Below are 15,143 nucleotides of genomic sequence, written 5' to 3'. Positions count from 1 at the left end.
ACCCGTGCTCAAGGCGACTCTCCGCAGCTTCCTGGCCCACAAGGGACGGCTGCTGCTGTCCGCGCTGGCGGTCGTGCTGTCCGTCGCGTTCGTCGCGGGCAGCCTGATCTTCTCGGACACGGTCAGCCGTACCTTCGACCGGCTGTTCGCCTCGACGGCCGCCGATGTGACGGTCAGTCCGGACGAGAAACTCGACGAGGCCGTGCCCACCGGTTTCACCCCGACCCTGCCGGCCGCGCTCGCGGACCGTATCAGCCAGGTCGACGGCGTAGCCCGGGCGCGCGTGGACGTGGACGTCCAGGGCATCACCGTCGTCGACGAGAACAACGACTCGGTCGGCCCGACCACCGGCGCCCCGACGATGGGCACCGGCTGGAACCCCACCGAGCGCAGCCCCGTCGAGCTCACCTCGGGTCACGCGCCGCACGGCCCGGCCGAGGCGCTGCTGGACTCCGAGACCGCCGACCGCAAGAACCTCGGCATCGGCGACACCCTCACGGTCATCGCCGCCCCCGGATCCTTCGAGGTGAAGGTCGCCGGGATCGTCACCTTCACCACCACCAACCCCGGCGCGTCCCTGCTGTTCCTGGACCCGCCGACCGCGCAGGCCAAGCTGCTGGGCGACCCGAAGGCCGCGACCAGCATCAACGTCGACGCGGCGGACGGCGTGAGCGACGCCGAGCTGAAGCGGCGGGTTGCGGCCGCGCTCGGGGACAGCGGCGCCTACACGCTGCGCACGGCCGACGAGCAGGCCGAGTCGGACGTGGAGCAGCTCGGCGGGTTCCTGGACGTCATCAAGTACGTGATGCTCGGCTTCGCCGGGGTCGCCGTGCTGGTCGGTGTGTTCCTGATCGTCAACACGTTCTCGATGCTGATCGCCCAGCGCACGCGTGAGCTGGGCCTGCTGCGCGCGCTGGGTGCCGACCGGCGTCAGGTGCGCCGCTCGGTGCTCACCGAGGCGCTGCTGCTCGGGCTGGTCGGCTCCACACTGGGCCTCGCGGCCGGTGTCGGCCTGGCGGCCGGGCTGATCGAGCTGATGGGCCTGCTCGGCATGAACATCAAGGCCACCGAGATGGTGGTCGGCTGGGTGACACCGGTCTCGGCGTACGTCGTCGGTGTCGGCGTCACCTTCGTCGCGGCCTACCTCCCGGCCCGCCGGGCGGCCACGGTGTCCCCGATGGCGGCCCTCGCGGACGCGGAGATCGCCGGGGTGGGCAAGCCCATGCGGGTCCGGGCCGTGGTCGGCACGGTCGTCGGGGCGGCCGGAGCGGCGGCCCTGGTGGGCTGCGCCGCGGCGTCCGAGACCGCCTCCGCGGCGTCCCTGCTCGGCCTCGGCGTGGTGCTGACGCTGGTGGCCACCGTGATCGCGGGCCCGCTGCTGGTGCGTCCGGTGATCCGGGTGCTCGGCGCGGGCTTCCCGGCGCTGTTCGGCTCGGTCGGCCGGATGAGCCAGCGCAACGCCCTGCGCAACCCTCGCCGTACGGGCGCCACGGCGGCCGCGCTGATGGTGGGGCTCGCGCTGGTGGGCGGCATGTCGGTGGCGAGCGCGTCGATGACCCGGTCCTTCGACGAACAGATCGACCAGACGCTGGGCGCCGACTTCGTGGTGCAGAACGCCAACTTCGTGCCCTTCCCGGCCGAGGTCACCGACAAGATCCGCGACACCGAGGGCGTGGGCCTGGTGGCGCGCTCGCGGTTCACCCCGATCGCCGTCCGGCTGCCCGACGGCGACCGCGTCGAGACCACGGCGGCCGGCTACGACCCTCAGCTCGACGAGGTCGCGAACCTCACCTACGCGCAGGGCGACACGGCGGCCGCGCTGGCCGACGGGCACCTGGCGATGGACGTCGACTTCGCGCGGGGCCACGGCGTCCGCGTGGGCAGCGCGGTCCCCGTGGAGTTCCGCAGCGGGCAGACCGCCGAGCTGACCGTGGGCGCGCTGACCGACCAGGAGTCCGCCGACGGCTTCGGCAACCAGGGCGGGATCTACTTCTCGCTGTCCACCCTGGACCGGTACGCGCCGGGCGGCCAGGACTCGGTGGTCTACGTCAACGCCGCGGCGGGCACCGACGTCGACGCCCTGCGCGCGAACCTGGAGCGGACGCTGGACGAGTACCCGCAGGTCCAGGTGCGTGATCTCGCGGACTACAAGCAGTTGATCCGTGATCAGATCGCGGTGCTGCTGTACCTGGTGTATGCGCTGCTCGGGCTGGCGATCGTCATCGCGGTGCTCGGTGTGGTCAACACGCTCGCCCTGTCGGTCGTGGAGCGCACCCGGGAGATCGGGCTGCTGCGGGCGATCGGGCTGGGGAGGCGCCAGTTGCGGCGGATGATCCGGCTGGAGTCGGTGGTCATCGCGGTGTTCGGCGCGTTGCTGGGGCTCGCGCTGGGGCTGGTGTGGGGTGTGTCGATGCAGCAGGTGCTGGCCCTGCAGGGGATGACCGCCCTGGCGGTCCCGTGGAGCACGATAGTGGCGGTGGTGATCGGCTCGGCGGTCGTCGGCGTGGTGGCCGCGCTGCTGCCGGCCGCGCGGGCGTCGCGGATGAACGTGCTGGAGGCCATCGCGCACGAGTGAGGCAGTCAGGCCCCGGCGTCGGGCCCGGTGGTGCGTCCGGGCCCGCGCGTCCCGCATGGTGGAATTCGCGGCCCGGCGGAGCCCCGCGTGGTGTGATCACCGCATGACCGACCTGCGGATTAGCGCGACCCGGAGGCGCTGCTGCTGGCCGAGTTGGACGGCGGGCTGGTGGGTACGGTGATCGCCGGGTTCGACGGCTGGCGCTGCCATCTGTACCGGCTCGCGGTGCACCCGGAGCGGCGCCGTCGCGGGATCGGCTCGGCCCTGCTGACGGCCGCCGAGGAGCGGTTCGTACGACTGGGCGGGCGGCGCGGCGACGCGATGGTGCTGACCCGCAACGAGCGGGCACAGCATGCCTGGCGGGCGTCCGGGTACACGCCTCAGGAGCAGTGGCTGCGCTGGGTGAAGCCCCTCGCCGACTGACATGCTTTGCCGACCCTTTACCATTGGGGTGCCATATCCGGTCCTCCGATGAAAGGTGTGAGCGTCCGTCCATGGGCGAGCCTCCCAGTAGCCGACATCGCGCACTACCCGCCACCCTGTCCGATCATGGGACGGAGGTGACCCGATGACCGAAGTGCTCCTCCTGCTGGTGGCGATCCTGCTCTCGCTCGCCTGCGGCGCCTTCGTCGCGGCCGAGTTCTCGCTGACGACCGTGGAGCGTGGCGCCCTGGAGCAGGCGGCCGAGCGCGGTGAGCGCGGCGCGGCCGGTGCCCTGAAGGCCGTCCGGAGCCTCACGTTCCAGCTCTCCGGGGCGCAGCTCGGCATCACCGTCACCAACCTGGTGGTCGGCATGCTCGCCGAGCCGTCCATCTCGCGGCTCATCGCGGGCCCGTTGGAGTCCCTCGGCATCTCCGAGTCGACCGCCTCCTCACTGGCGCTCGTGCTGGGCACGGGCCTGTCGACGGTGTTCCTGATGGTCGTGGGCGAACTGGTGCCCAAGAACTGGGCGATCTCCTCGCCGCTGGCGGTGGCCAAGCGGGTGGGCAACGCCCAGCGGCTGTTCAGCTCCGCGTTCCGGCCCTTCATCGCGCATCTGAACAACACGGCGAACCGGGTGGTGCGCCGGTTCGGGCTGGAGCCCGCCGAGGAACTGGCCTCGGCGCGCGGGCCGCAGGAACTGGCCGCGCTCGCCCGGCACTCCGCCCGCGCGGGGGCGCTGGAGGCGGACACGGCCGAGCTGTTCGTGCGGACCCTGAACCTGGCCGACCTGACCGCGGAGAACGTGATGACCCCGCGCGTGCAGGTCGTGGCCCTGGACGTCCAGGCGACCTGCGAGGACGTCGCGAACGCCACGCGGGCGACGGGCCTGTCCCGCTTCCCGGTCTATCGCGGCAACCTCGACTCGGTGGTGGGCACCGCGCACATCAAGGACGTCCTGGCCGTACCCGCGGAGCGGCGGGCCCGGGTCCGGGTCGCCGAGCTGATGCGTGAGCCGCTGCTGGTCCCGGAGTCCCTCACGGTCGACCGGCTGCTGGACCGGCTGTCCGGCAAGCGGACGATGGCGGTCGTCATCGACGAGTACGGCGGCACCGCGGGCGTCGCCACCCTGGAGGACATCGTCGAGGAGGTCGTCGGCGAGGTCCGCGACGAGCACGACCCGCACGAGACACCCGACCTCGCCCCGGCCGGCACCGACGAGGACGGGCAGGCCCTGTACTCCGCGGACGGTGCCGCCCGTATCGACCAGCTCGCGCGGGTCGGTCTGCGTCCGCCCGACGGGCCGTACGAGACCCTGGCCGGCCTCGTCGCCACCGAACTGGGCCGTATCCCGGCCGAGGGCGACAGTGTGCTGGTGGGCGGCTGGCGCCTCGACGTGGTCGACGCGACCGGCCGCAGGGCCGCCCGGGTGCTGCTGCACGCTCCGCTGGACGACGCCGTCGACAACGAGGAAGGGGGCCGGTGATGGTCGCGGTACAGCTGTTGATCGGTCTGGCGACGCTGGTCGTCAACGCCTTCTTCGTCGGTGCCGAGTTCGCGCTGATCTCCGTACGCCGGTCCCAGATCGAGCCGTACGCGGAGAACGGTGACCGGCGCGCGCGCAGCGTGCTGTGGGGCCTTGAGCATGTGTCCGCGCTGATGGCGGCCGCGCAGCTCGGCATCACGCTGTGCACCCTGGTGCTCGGTGTGGTGGCCGAACCGGCGATCGCGCACCTGCTGGAGCCGGTGTTCCACGCGCTGGGCGTGCCGAGCGGCGCTGGCCACGCGGTGTCGTTCGTGATCGCGCTGACCCTGGCGACGTATCTGCACATGCTGCTCGGCGAGATGGTGCCGAAGAACATCGCGCTCGCCGAGCCGGTGCGCACCGCCCTGATGCTCGGCCCGCCGCTGGTGACGCTGGCCCGTGGGCTGCGGCCGGTGATCTTCGCGATCAACGCCTTCGCCAACGGGTTGCTGAAGCTGATGCGGATCGAGACCAAGGACGAGGTGACCGCGACCTTCTCGGACGCCGAGCTGGCCCGTCTGGTCCGCGACTCCGGCGAGGCCGGGCTGATCGACGCCCGCGCGCGCGAGCGGCTGAACGACGCCCTCGAACTGGGCCGCAGGCCGGTGCGTGACGTCGTGGTGCCGTTGGAACGGGTCGTCTACGCGCATGTGGGGGTCACCCCGGAGGAGCTGGAGCGGCTGTCGGCGGAGTCCGGGTTCTCCCGGTTCCCGGTCGTGGACGAGAGCCGTCGCATCGCGGGCTATCTGCATGTGAAGGACGCGCTGGACGCCTCGCCGCAGGACGTCGCCTTCCGGCTGCGCGACATGCGGCCCATCGCCCGCGTCAAGGAGACCACGCCGCTGGACGACGTCCTCACGGCGATGCGCGGCAGCCGGACGCATCTGGCCGCCGCCCTCGGCGACGACGGCCGGCTGGCCGGGCTGGTGACGATGGAGGACGTGCTGCGGGAGCTGTTCGGGCAGCAGGCCTGAGCGGGGCCGGCGGGCCGGACGCCGGGGTGACCCGCGCTTCCCGCGGGCCGGCCGGGGTCGTCGGCCCCGGCCGATCGCGTTTCCCGCCCAGGCCGTCCGGGGCTGACCGACCGCTGGGTATGGAACCGGGTTACCATCGCTGACGCCATGCAGAAGAACCCCACGTACACCAGTCTGGTCGCCGTCGGCGACTCCTTCACCGAGGGCATGTCCGACCTGCTGCCCGACGGCTCCTACCGGGGCTGGGCGGATCTGCTCGCGACGCGGATGGCCGCGCGCACGCCCGGTTTCCGGTACGCCAACCTGGCGGTGCGCGGGAAGCTGATCGGGCAGATCGTCGACGAGCAGGTGGCCACCGCCGCGGCGATGAAGGCCGATGTGATCACGCTCGTCGGCGGCCTGAACGACACCCTGCGCCCCAAGTGCGACATGGGACGTGTGAAGGGTCTGCTCACCGAGGCCGTCGAGCGGCTCGCCCCGGCCTGCGAGCAGCTCGTGCTGATGCGCAGCCCCGGCCGGCAGGGCCCGGTGCTGGAGCGGTTCCGGCCTCGCATGGAGGAGTTGTTCGACTGCGTCGACGAGCTCGCCGCCCGGCACGGCGCGGTGGTGGTGGACCTCTACGGGGCGCCCGCGCTGAGCGATCCGCGGCTGTGGGACGTGGACCGGCTGCATCTGACGCCCGACGGCCACCGCCGGGTCGCCGAGGCGGTCTGGCAGTCCCTGGGGCACGATCCCGAGGACACGGACTGGCACGTGCCGCCGCCGGCCACGCTGCCGCCCGGCTGGTCCGCGCGCCGGGTCGCGGACGTGCGGTTCGCCCGGCAGCACCTGCTGCCGTGGATCGCCCGCCGGCTGAGCGGCCGCTCCTCGGGCGACGGCCGCGCGCCCAAGCGCCCGGAACTGCTGCCGTTCGAGGGGCCCGCGGTCTAGTGCCCCGGCAGGCGGCGTTCGCCCGTCAAGGAGCGGCGTCCGGTGCGTGCTCCGGGGGTCCCCTCCGGGGAGAGCCGGGTGCCGGCCCTGGTACTGGATGTACTCGGGTTCCCGCCCGGTGCGGCGAGAGGGCGTGCCGGGCGTCGCGACGGGGCGAACTGTTGGGGCCCAGGGCCGCCTGTCTGACGGATTCCCGCCTGCCGCTCGGGGTCGTCGGCCCGGTGACGGGAAGGCGATGGGGCGCCCTTCGGACGGCATGACGGGCGGGTCAGCGGACCGGGCCCGGCACGTGACGGCCGTCTCGTAGCTTCCGCCGAACCGGCCCGTGGCGCTGGCCTGCACGAATCGCCAGTAGAATCTGGACACGTGACTTCAGCGCCCGCCAAGCCCCGCATCCCGAACGTCCTCGCCGGACGGTACGCCTCCGCCGAGCTCGCCACGCTCTGGTCCCCCGAGCAGAAGGTGAAGCTGGAGCGTCAGCTCTGGCTCGCCGTGCTGCGGGCCCAGAAGGACCTCGGCATCGAGGTGCCGGACGCGGCGCTCGCCGACTACGAGCGTGTCCTGGACCAGGTCGACCTGGCCTCCATCGCCGAGCGCGAGAAGGTCACGCGGCACGACGTGAAGGCGCGGATCGAGGAGTTCAACGACCTCGCCGGGCACGAGCAGGTCCACAAGGGCATGACGTCCCGCGACCTGACGGAGAACGTAGAGCAGCTCCAGATCCGGCTCTCCCTGGAGCTGATGCGCGACCGCACGGTGGCCGTGCTGGCGCGCCTGGGCAAGCTGTCCGGCGAGTACGCCGAGCTGGTCATGGCCGGCCGCTCCCACAACGTCGCCGCGCAGGCCACGACCCTCGGCAAGCGGTTCGCGACCGCCGCCGACGAGCTGCTCGCCGCCTACGGCCGTCTGGAGGAGCTGCTCGGCCGCTACCCGCTGCGCGGCATCAAGGGCCCGGTCGGCACCGCCCAGGACATGCTCGACCTGCTCGGCGGCGACGCGGCCAAGCTGGCGGAGCTGGAGACCCGGATCGCCGGGCACCTCGGCTTCGCTCAGGCCTTCACCTCCGTCGGCCAGGTCTACCCGCGCTCCCTGGACTACGAGGTCGTCACCGCGCTGGTGCAGCTCGCCTCGGCGCCCTCGTCGCTGGCCAAGACGATCCGGCTGATGGCCGGGCACGAGCTGGTCACCGAGGGCTTCAAGCCCGGCCAGGTCGGTTCCTCCGCGATGCCGCACAAGATGAACACCCGCTCCTGCGAGCGCGTCAACGGCCTGATGGTCATCCTGCGCGGTTACGCCTCGATGACCGGCGAGCTGGCGGGCGACCAGTGGAACGAGGGCGACGTGTCCTGCTCGGTGGTGCGCCGGGTCGCGCTGCCGGACGCGTTCTTCGCGCTGGACGGTCTGCTGGAGACGTTCCTGACCGTGCTCGACGAGTTCGGCGCGTTCCCGGCCGTGGTCGCCCGGGAGCTGGACCGCTACCTGCCGTTCCTGGCCACCACCAAGGTCCTCATGGGCGCGGTGCGGGCCGGGGTGGGCCGCGAGATCGCCCACGAGGCCATCAAGGAGAACGCGGTGTCCACCGCGCTGGCCATGCGTGAGCAGGGCGCCGAGCGCAACGACCTGCTGGACAAGCTGGCCGCCGACGAGCGTCTGCCGCTCGACCGGGAGCAGTTGGGGGCCCTGATGGCCGACAAGCTGTCCTTCACGGGCGCCGCCGCCGCGCAGGTCGCCGTGGTGGTCGGCCGGATCGACGAGATCGTCAAGCAGCACCCGGAGGCCGCGGGCTACACGCCGGGAGCGATTCTCTGACCCGCCTGACCGCTCAGGACCTGGAGGCCGCCCGCGACCGTCTCGTACCGGACGTCGTCGCGGACGGCCTCCGCGTGCTGTTCTGCGGCATCAACCCCGGTCTGATGACCGCCGCGACCGGCCATCACTTCGCCCGCCCCGGCAACCGCTTCTGGCCGGTGCTGCATCTGTCCGGGTTCACCCCGAGGCTGATGAAGCCCGCCGAGCAGGGGGAGTTGCTGTCCTTCGGCCTCGGGATCACCAATGTGGTGGCCCGGGCGACCGCCCGCGCCGACGAGCTGAGCGCCGAGGAGTACCGCGAGGGCGGGCGGCTGCTGGCGGCGAAGGTGGAGCGGCTGAAGCCGAACTGGCTGGCGGTGGTGGGGGTGACCGCCTATCGGACGGCCTTCGGCGAGCGCGGGGCCGGGATGGGGCCGCAGGAGCGGACGATCGGGGGCACGCGTGTGTGGGTGCTGCCGAATCCGAGCGGTCTGAACGCGCACTGGACGGCCGCGACGATGGCGGAGGAGTTCGCGCGCCTGCGCGTGGCGGCGCGGGGCTGAGCAGCCCTGTCGTCCCCCTCGGAGGTTCCCGTCCGGCTCAGGGCGGGTCGACCTCGGTCACCACGGCGAGCAGTCTGATCTCGTCCGGCTCCCCTCGCGCGGCCACCCCCACGGCCACCCAGCGGTCGCTGCCCGACGCCTGCCACAGCGACATCTCGTCCAGCAGCTCCTCGACGCTCCCCCACGGCTCGGGTATCTCCTCACCTCGCCCCATGCGCACCTGGAGTGTCAGCGTGCTCCAGCCCGGCTGCGCTCCCCAGCGCTCGTCCAGCCGCTGCGCTATGCCCTCCCGGTACGCCTCCAGCTGCTCCGCCGCGCGTGTCCCGCACGGCTCGTCTCCGTCCCCGCCCGCCAACTCCGCTATCCAGTAGCCCGGCCCCGCCCGGCCCACGTCCGACCAGCCGTGCTGCGCCGGAAAGGGGCGGGAGCACAGCCGGTCGATGGTGTCCAGGTACCGCGCGATGTCCATGCCTCCCAGTAAACCCGCCGCCACTGACAATTGGCGGGGCGTCAGGGGACGGCGGGGCCGGGCGGGGCGTCAGGCGTCCCGGCGGCGCACCCGCCAGGCCCCGGCAGCGAGCGCGGCGGCCGCCCATCCGGCGGTCACGGCGAGGCCGGTCCACGGCCCGAGCGTGCCCTCCCAGGTCTGGTGCAGCACCACCTGACCTGCCTTGTCGGGCAGGAAGTCGGTCACCTTCCCGGCGGCGTCCCCGACGACGAAGGAGACGACGAGGACGAAGGGCACCAGGATCGAGAGGGCGCCGACCCCGCTGCGCAGCAGCGCCGCGAGCCCGGCCGCGAGCAGGGCCATCAGCGCGAGGTAGACGCCGCCGCCCACGACCGCGCGTGTCTGCTGACCGGTGGTCAGCGTGTCCGCCGCGCCGCCCATCGAGGCGCGGGCCGCCGCGAGCGAGCAGGCGGCGGTCAGCAGGCCCGTCACCAGGGACGGCACGCCGACGGCCACCGCCTTGGCCGCGAACCACCGGCCGCGGCGCGGCACCGCGGCCAGCGAGACGCGCAGGAATCCGTTGTGGAACTCCGCCGACACGGCCAGGGCGCCGAAGGCGATGACGGCGATCTGCCCGGGCAGCAAGCCCACCGGCCGGGCGGCCCTGGAGGATCTGGACCGGGTGCTGGGCGTGCTGCGCGAGGCGCGGGAGCCGGTGAGCTCCAGACCGACCCTCGCCGACGCCGACCGGCTGCTGGAGTCCGCGCGGGCTTCCGGGGCGAAGGTCGACGCCGAGGTGAGCGGCCCGCTGGAGGCCGTGCCGGGCCCGGTCTCGCGCGAGGGGTACCGCATCCTCCAGGAGGCGCTGACGAATGTGCTGCGGCACGCGGGAGCCGTGCCCGTGCGGGTGCGGATGCGGGTCGCCGACGGCACGCTCGGCCTGGAGGTGCGCAACGCCCTGCCGGGCGCGGTCGCCTCCTCCGGCCGGGGCAGCGGTCTGCGCGGCATACGTGAGCGCGCCGCGCTGCTCGGCGGCCTGGCGGACACCGGCCCGCAGGACGGGGACTGGCGGGTGCTGGCGGAACTGCCGCTGGGCTGACCGCCGTAGGCGCCCGGTCCGGGTGGGCAGCCGCAGGGGCTCGACCAGCGCCCCGGCAGGCGACGTCTGCCCGTCGAGGAAGCGGCGTCCGGTGCGTGCTCTGGCGGTCCCTCTCCGGGGGAGGGCCGGGTGCGGGCCCTCGTACTGGATGACTCGGGTTTGTTCCCGGGGACGAGAGGCGTGCCGGGCGTCGCGACGTGGCGAGCGTCGCCTGCCAGGGCACTAGGCTGGCCGGATGCCCGTCTCCGTTCTTCTCGTCGACGACGAGCCGCTGGTCCGCGCGGGTCTGCGGGCCGTGCTGGACGCCCAGCCCGACATCGAGGTCGTCGGGGAGGCCGCGGACGGGGCGGCGGTGATTCCGCTGGTGCGTCAACTGCGGCCGGACGTGGTCGCGATGGACGTGCGGATGCCTCTGCTGGACGGGATCGAGGCCACGCGCGCGGTGCTGCGGACGGTGCCCGAGCCGCCGAAGATCCTCGTCGTGACGACGTTCGAGAACGACGAGTACGTCTACGACGCGCTGCGGGCCGGTGCCGACGGGTTCCTGCTGAAGCGGGCCCGGCCGGCGGAGATCGTGCACGCGGTACGGCTGATCGCGGCGGGCGAGTCGCTGCTGTTCCCGGCCTCGGTACGGCAGTTGGCCGCCGAGTACGGCGCTGCCGGGGAGGGCGATCCCGCGGCGCGGGCCGCCCTGGAGCGCGCCCGGCTGACCGAGCGCGAGGCGAAGGTGCTGCGGCTGATGACGCGGGGGCTGTCGAACGCGGAGATCGCGCTCCGGCTGACCGTGGGCGCGGAGACCGTGAAGTCGCACGTCAGTGCCGTACTGGCGAAGCTGGGGGCACGCGACCGCACTCAGGCGGTGATCGTGGCGTACGAGTCGGGGTTCGTCTCGCCCGGGTGATACCGGGCTTCACCCGGAACCAACAGCTCCGGCACTCGCCGGGGTCGGTCGTGCCGAGTAACATCCGGCCAACACGCGCACGAGCTGGGAGGACGGACGGTGGGGCGGCTGACCGGCGGGGATCCCTCGCTGCTGCGAAGGATCAATTCCGCGGTGGTGCTGCACGCGCTGCGTGCCACCGACTGCGCGACGCTCACGGAGATCACCCGGGTCACCGGGTTGTCGCGGCCGACCGTCGAGGGTGTCGTCGAGGGACTCATAGAGGCCGGTCTGGTCGTCGAGAAGGCTGCCGAGGAGGGTGCCACCCGGCGGCAGGGGCGGCCCGCGCGGCGGTTCCGGTTCCGGGCCGAGGCGGGCCATCTGCTGGGGCTGGAGATCGGTGTGCACCGGGTCGCCGCGCTCCTCGCCGATCTGGACGGCCGGGTGCTGGGCGCCCAGGCCAAGGAGGTCGACGAGACGGTCGACGCGGACGAGCGGCTGGAGCGGGTACGCGGCGCGGTGGCGGAGCTGCTGCGCCGGGCCGGTGTCCCGCGGGCGTCGGTGCGGGCGGTCGGCGTGGGCACGCCCGGCATCGTCGAGGCGGACGGCACGGTGAGGCTGGGCACCGCGCTGCCCGGGTGGACGGGGCTGCGGCTGGGCGAGCGGCTGAGCCGCTCCTTCAAGTGCCCGGTGCTGGTGGAGAACGACGCGAACGCCGCGGCGGTCGCCGAGCACTGGAAGGGCTCGGCGACCGAGTCGGACGACGTGGTGTTCGTGCTGGCCGGGCTGAGCCCGGGGGCGGGTGCGCTGATCGGCGGACGACTGCACCGCGGCTACGGCGGGGCGGCCGGGGAGATCGGCGCCCTGCATCTGCTCGGGCGGGAGGTCACGCCGGAGAAGCTGCTGTCCACGACGGACGAGCCGCTGCACCCGCTGGACGAGCAGGCGGTCGCCGATGTCTTCGCGCGGGCGCGCCGGGGTGACGAGGGGGCCCGCGCGGCGGTCGACCGCTTCATCCAGCGGCTCGTGCACGACGTGGCGGCGCTGGCGCTGGCCCTGGACCCGGAGCTGGTCGTGATCGGCGGCTGGGCGGCCGGCCTGGACGACGTACTCGAACCGCTGCGGCGTGAGCTGGCCCGCTACTGTCTGCGGCCGCCGAGGGTGGCGCTGTCGCTGCTGGGCGAGGCGGCCGTGGCGACCGGCGCGGTGCGGCTGGCCCTGGACCATGTGGAGGAGCAGTTGTTCGCGGTGGAGGGCACGGTCACGGCCCGGCGGTGACGCGCGCCCTGCCTTCACGGCGTTGACCGGCCGTGCCCGGCGACGCCGAACGGCGCCCCCGGGGCACTGACGAGGAGCTCCGGCGCCCTATGAGGAGGGACGCCGCCGGCGGGCAGCGGTGCCCCGTGGGGGAAGGGCACCGGTGGGAAGCCTCGCCGGTCACGGACGTCTGACGCTCAGGACACCTGGCTCTCGGGAGACCTGGCGCTCAGGACGCCTGGCGCTGCGGGTCCTCGTGGATCTCGACGCGGCCCGAGTCGCCGAAGGTGAGCCGGCAGGTGTCGGCGCGGTAGGTCGCGACGGACAGCGCGGCGGTGCGCCCGGCGGCCAGGAACCGGGTGGTGACGACGAGGACGGGCGCGCCCGGCAGCCGGTCCAGCTCCTTGGCGTCGTCGGCGCGGGCCGAGCCCAGCTCGACGGCGTTCTCGCGGCCCTCCAGCTCCAGGCGCTGGATTTCGCGCAGCACCGCACGCGCGCGTGCCGCGCCCGAGGGGGCGTCTATGCCGGACAGGGCGGGAACCGAGGACGCCGGGATGTGCAGCAGTTCGGCGGCGACCGGCTGGCCGTGGGTCACGCGGATGCGGCGCACGGTGTGCACCGGCTCGTCGGCGGCGGTCTCCAGGGCGGCCGCGACGGCCGCGGGCGGGACATCCAGGACGCAGTCGACGGGCTGCCAGGCGTCCCCGGGGCCGCCCGGCCAGGAGTCCTGCTCGCCGCCCACGGCCACCCCCACGCGCGGCGGGGCCACCGTCGTGCCGACACCACGGCGGCGCTGGAGCCGGCCCTCCAGTTCGAGCTGTTCCAGGGCCTGCCGCAGGGTGGCGCGGGCGACGCCGAACCGGGCCGCGAGATCGCGCTCGTTGGGCAGGATCTCCCCCACCGCGAACTCGGAGTCCAGTGCCTCGGTGAGCACGGTCCTGAGGTGCCAGTACTTCGGTTCCGGCACCGATTCCAGCTGCTGGGTCCCCACCCTGTCCTCCGCAATCGCCGTGATCCGGCGGCGTTTTAGCGCCCTTGTTTATTAAAGGTTGTTGCACTTATCTGCGACCATAGGGCGGCCCCCACCCTTGGTCAAGACCAATCCTCGATCCCCTCGACGGCAGGTGGGGCAGCGGCGGCGGAGCGTTCATGGCGCATTCGCACAGGGCCGCATTCGTGACATGACGGCAGAACCTCCGTCGCCGAGGTCAACGCGTCGCCGCCCCGCGCGCGTTGCCGGAACCGCCGGGCGCGCGACCCGGGGCTACCCACGAGTAGCAAACGCTGACAAGCTGTCCGCCAAGCGCCGGTCGGAGTCAAGGGAGCCGCTCATGTCCGCCACTGTCACCTTCGAGGTCCCCTCGCCCCAGGGGCAGCGGTCCGTGACCGTGTCCTACGCGCGCGTGGGCAGCGGCGAGCCACTGCTCCTGCTGCACGGCATCGGCCATCACCGGCAGGCCTGGGACCCGGTCGTCGACATCCTGGCCGCCGAGCGGGACGTGATCGCCGTCGACCTGCCCGGGTTCGGCGTGTCCCCCTCGCTGCCGGACGGCCTCGCCTACGACCTGCCCACCACCAACGCCGCGCTCGGCGCGCTGTGCGAGGCGCTGGACCTGGACCGCCCGCATGTGGCGGGCAACTCGCTCGGCGGTCTGCTCGCCCTGGAGCTGGGCCGGGAGAAGCGCGTGCGGTCCGTCACCGCCCTGTCCCCGGCCGGCTTCTGGAGCCAGGCCGAGCGGCGCTACGCGTTCGGCGTGCTGCTGGCGATGCGGCACAGCGCGCGGCGGCTGCCCCTGCCGCTCGTCGAGCGGCTGTCCCGCTCGGCGGCCGGCCGGGCGGTCCTGACGAGCACGATCTACGCCCGCCCGGCCCGCCGTTCACCGGAGGCCGTGGTCGCCGAGACGCTCGCCCTGGTCAACGCCACCGGCTTCACCGACACGCTGCGCGCGGGCACGGACATACGGTTCTCGGACGACGTACCCGGCATCCCCGTCACCGTGGCCTGGGGCACCAAGGACCGTCTGCTGCTGCCCCGGCAGGGCGTGCGCGCCAAGGGGGTCATCCCCAAGGCCCGGCTGATCCGGCTGCCGGGCTGCGGCCATGTGCCGATGAACGACGACCCGGCGCTGGTGGCCCGCGTCATCCTGGACGGCAGCCGCTGAGGGGGCGGGCGCGCGGCGGGGTGACGGCGCGTCGGATCGGCGGCCCCGGCGGGGAGTTGTTCACTCGCGGTTCGCGTGTGCGCCGCGGCGTACCAGTAGGTGTGGCAGGGCACGCCGGCCGCGGTTCCCCGTCCCGGAAGGCCCCACCATGTCCGAGAGTCCCCTGTCCCCGGGCCGTCGCGGTGTTCCGCGCGGCTCCGTCGCCGCGTCCGCGGCCCTCACCCTGCCCGCCGGGCTCGGCGCGGCACCGGCCCTCGCCCTGTCCGGCCGCCCCGGCGCGCGGTGGGGTGCGCGGAGCGGCGACGTGGGAACCGACTCGGCGCTGGTGTGGGTCCGTTCGGACCGTCCGGCCCGGGTGATCGTGGAGACGGCGGCGACGGAGTCGTTCCGCGACCCGCGCGGACGACAGGGTCCGCTGGTCGGCCCGGACACCGACTCAGTGACTGCCGTACGCTCTGAGCGTGTGCCGCGCACCGGCGTCATCCCCCGGTGTGCGGCACCCGGCGGACGCCGGGGCCGAGT

12 protein-coding genes and 3 pseudogenes are annotated in these 15,143 nt (G+C 73.5%); 12 read left to right on the top strand and 3 right to left on the bottom strand.

The genetic code is table 11. The annotated features are described in order from the left end of the window. The first annotated feature begins 4 nt into the window (after positions 1 to 4). The 7 genes and pseudogenes from ABZZ79_RS18405 (at position 5) to mug (ending at position 8,775) form a co-directional block, all read left to right on the top strand. On the top strand, positions 5 to 2,575 hold the full coding sequence (locus tag ABZZ79_RS18405; protein WP_356689970.1) for an FtsX-like permease family protein: 2,571 nt from the start codon (positions 5 to 7) through the stop codon (positions 2,573 to 2,575). A gap of 123 nt (positions 2,576 to 2,698) precedes the next feature. Continuing rightward, a pseudogene (locus ABZZ79_RS18400) lies at positions 2,699 to 2,998 on the top strand (GNAT family N-acetyltransferase); the annotation flags it as partial. A gap of 145 nt (positions 2,999 to 3,143) precedes the next feature. Further along, positions 3,144 to 4,481, top strand: coding sequence for a hemolysin family protein (locus ABZZ79_RS18395; protein WP_356689969.1), 1,338 nt, complete (start codon positions 3,144 to 3,146; stop codon positions 4,479 to 4,481). Next, positions 4,481 to 5,494 (top strand): hemolysin family protein, encoded by a 1,014-nt coding sequence (locus ABZZ79_RS18390; RefSeq protein ID WP_356689968.1) that lies wholly within the window; start codon positions 4,481 to 4,483, stop codon positions 5,492 to 5,494. Before ABZZ79_RS18395 ends, ABZZ79_RS18390 begins: the two co-directional genes overlap by 1 nt. A 147-nt stretch (positions 5,495 to 5,641) precedes the next feature. Further along, positions 5,642 to 6,424, top strand: a complete 783-nt coding sequence (locus tag ABZZ79_RS18385; protein WP_356689967.1) for an SGNH/GDSL hydrolase family protein — start codon at positions 5,642 to 5,644, stop codon at positions 6,422 to 6,424. A 366-nt stretch (positions 6,425 to 6,790) separates the two neighbouring features. After that, entirely contained in the window at positions 6,791 to 8,233 is a 1,443-nt protein-coding gene (gene purB / locus ABZZ79_RS18380; protein ID WP_356689966.1) for an adenylosuccinate lyase, read from the top strand. A 5-nt stretch (positions 8,234 to 8,238) separates the two neighbouring features. Beyond that, positions 8,239 to 8,775, top strand: coding sequence for a G/U mismatch-specific DNA glycosylase (gene mug / locus ABZZ79_RS18375; protein WP_356690079.1), 537 nt, complete (start codon positions 8,239 to 8,241; stop codon positions 8,773 to 8,775). 37 nt (positions 8,776 to 8,812) lie between these two features. Here mug and ABZZ79_RS18370 read toward each other — a convergent pair whose 3' ends face one another. Then, positions 8,813 to 9,244 (bottom strand): hypothetical protein, encoded by a 432-nt coding sequence (locus tag ABZZ79_RS18370; RefSeq protein ID WP_356689965.1) that lies wholly within the window; start codon positions 9,242 to 9,244, stop codon positions 8,813 to 8,815. A gap of 69 nt (positions 9,245 to 9,313) precedes the next feature. Then, positions 9,314 to 9,874, bottom strand: coding sequence for an ABC transporter permease (locus tag ABZZ79_RS18365; protein WP_356689964.1), 561 nt, complete (start codon positions 9,872 to 9,874; stop codon positions 9,314 to 9,316). On the opposite strand from ABZZ79_RS18365, the pseudogene ABZZ79_RS18360 reads away from it, so the two are divergent. The 3 genes and pseudogenes from ABZZ79_RS18360 to ABZZ79_RS18350 all read left to right on the top strand — a co-directional run. After that, positions 9,837 to 10,322, top strand: a pseudogene (locus ABZZ79_RS18360) (two-component sensor histidine kinase); the annotation flags it as partial. The gene ABZZ79_RS18365 and the pseudogene ABZZ79_RS18360 sit on opposite strands and share 38 nt — an antisense overlap. Before the next feature lie 235 nt (positions 10,323 to 10,557). After that, a complete protein-coding gene (locus ABZZ79_RS18355) occupies positions 10,558 to 11,223 on the top strand; it encodes a response regulator transcription factor (RefSeq protein WP_356689963.1) in 666 nt (221 codons plus the stop codon). 99 nt (positions 11,224 to 11,322) lie between these two features. Next, the gene (locus tag ABZZ79_RS18350; RefSeq protein WP_356689962.1) at positions 11,323 to 12,480 is read left to right on the top strand and encodes an ROK family transcriptional regulator; all 1,158 of its coding nucleotides are present in this window, start codon (positions 11,323 to 11,325) and stop codon (positions 12,478 to 12,480) included. Positions 12,481 to 12,688: 208 nt separating this feature from the next. Here the strand turns inward: ABZZ79_RS18350 and ABZZ79_RS18345 are convergent, their stop codons facing one another. Next, positions 12,689 to 13,450: a GntR family transcriptional regulator gene (locus ABZZ79_RS18345; protein WP_356689961.1), complete on the bottom strand. Its 762-nt coding sequence runs from the start codon at positions 13,448 to 13,450 to the stop codon at positions 12,689 to 12,691. A 340-nt stretch (positions 13,451 to 13,790) separates the two neighbouring features. Between ABZZ79_RS18345 and ABZZ79_RS18340 the strand changes: the two genes are divergently transcribed. Together ABZZ79_RS18340 and ABZZ79_RS18335 are read left to right on the top strand one after the other, a co-directional pair. Continuing rightward, positions 13,791 to 14,621 (top strand): alpha/beta fold hydrolase, encoded by an 831-nt coding sequence (locus ABZZ79_RS18340; RefSeq protein ID WP_356689960.1) that lies wholly within the window; start codon positions 13,791 to 13,793, stop codon positions 14,619 to 14,621. A 148-nt stretch (positions 14,622 to 14,769) separates the two neighbouring features. Further along, positions 14,770 to 15,057, top strand: a pseudogene (locus ABZZ79_RS18335) (PhoD-like phosphatase N-terminal domain-containing protein); the annotation flags it as partial. Between the last annotated feature and the right edge of the window lie 86 nt (positions 15,058 to 15,143).

The sequence above is a fragment of the Streptomyces sp. NPDC006458 genome, from assembly GCF_040612135.1.
Taxonomy (GTDB): domain Bacteria; phylum Actinomycetota; class Actinomycetes; order Streptomycetales; family Streptomycetaceae; genus Streptomyces.
The sequence above is the reverse complement of the archived record's forward strand: the minus strand, read 5'-3'. Positions and strand labels throughout refer to the sequence as shown.

Coding starts and splice junctions, on each gene's coding strand:
- ABZZ79_RS18395 (WP_356689969.1), top strand. CDS start 3,144: ATGACCGAAGTGCTCCTCCTGCTGGTGGCGATCCTGCTCTCGCTCGCC.
- ABZZ79_RS18385 (WP_356689967.1), top strand. CDS start 5,642: ATGCAGAAGAACCCCACGTACACCAGTCTGGTCGCCGTCGGCGACTCC.
- ABZZ79_RS18390 (WP_356689968.1), top strand. CDS start 4,481: ATGGTCGCGGTACAGCTGTTGATCGGTCTGGCGACGCTGGTCGTCAAC.
- ABZZ79_RS18355 (WP_356689963.1), top strand. CDS start 10,558: ATGCCCGTCTCCGTTCTTCTCGTCGACGACGAGCCGCTGGTCCGCGCG.
- ABZZ79_RS18370 (WP_356689965.1), bottom strand. CDS start 9,244: ATGGACATCGCGCGGTACCTGGACACCATCGACCGGCTGTGCTCCCGC.
- ABZZ79_RS18340 (WP_356689960.1), top strand. CDS start 13,791: ATGTCCGCCACTGTCACCTTCGAGGTCCCCTCGCCCCAGGGGCAGCGG.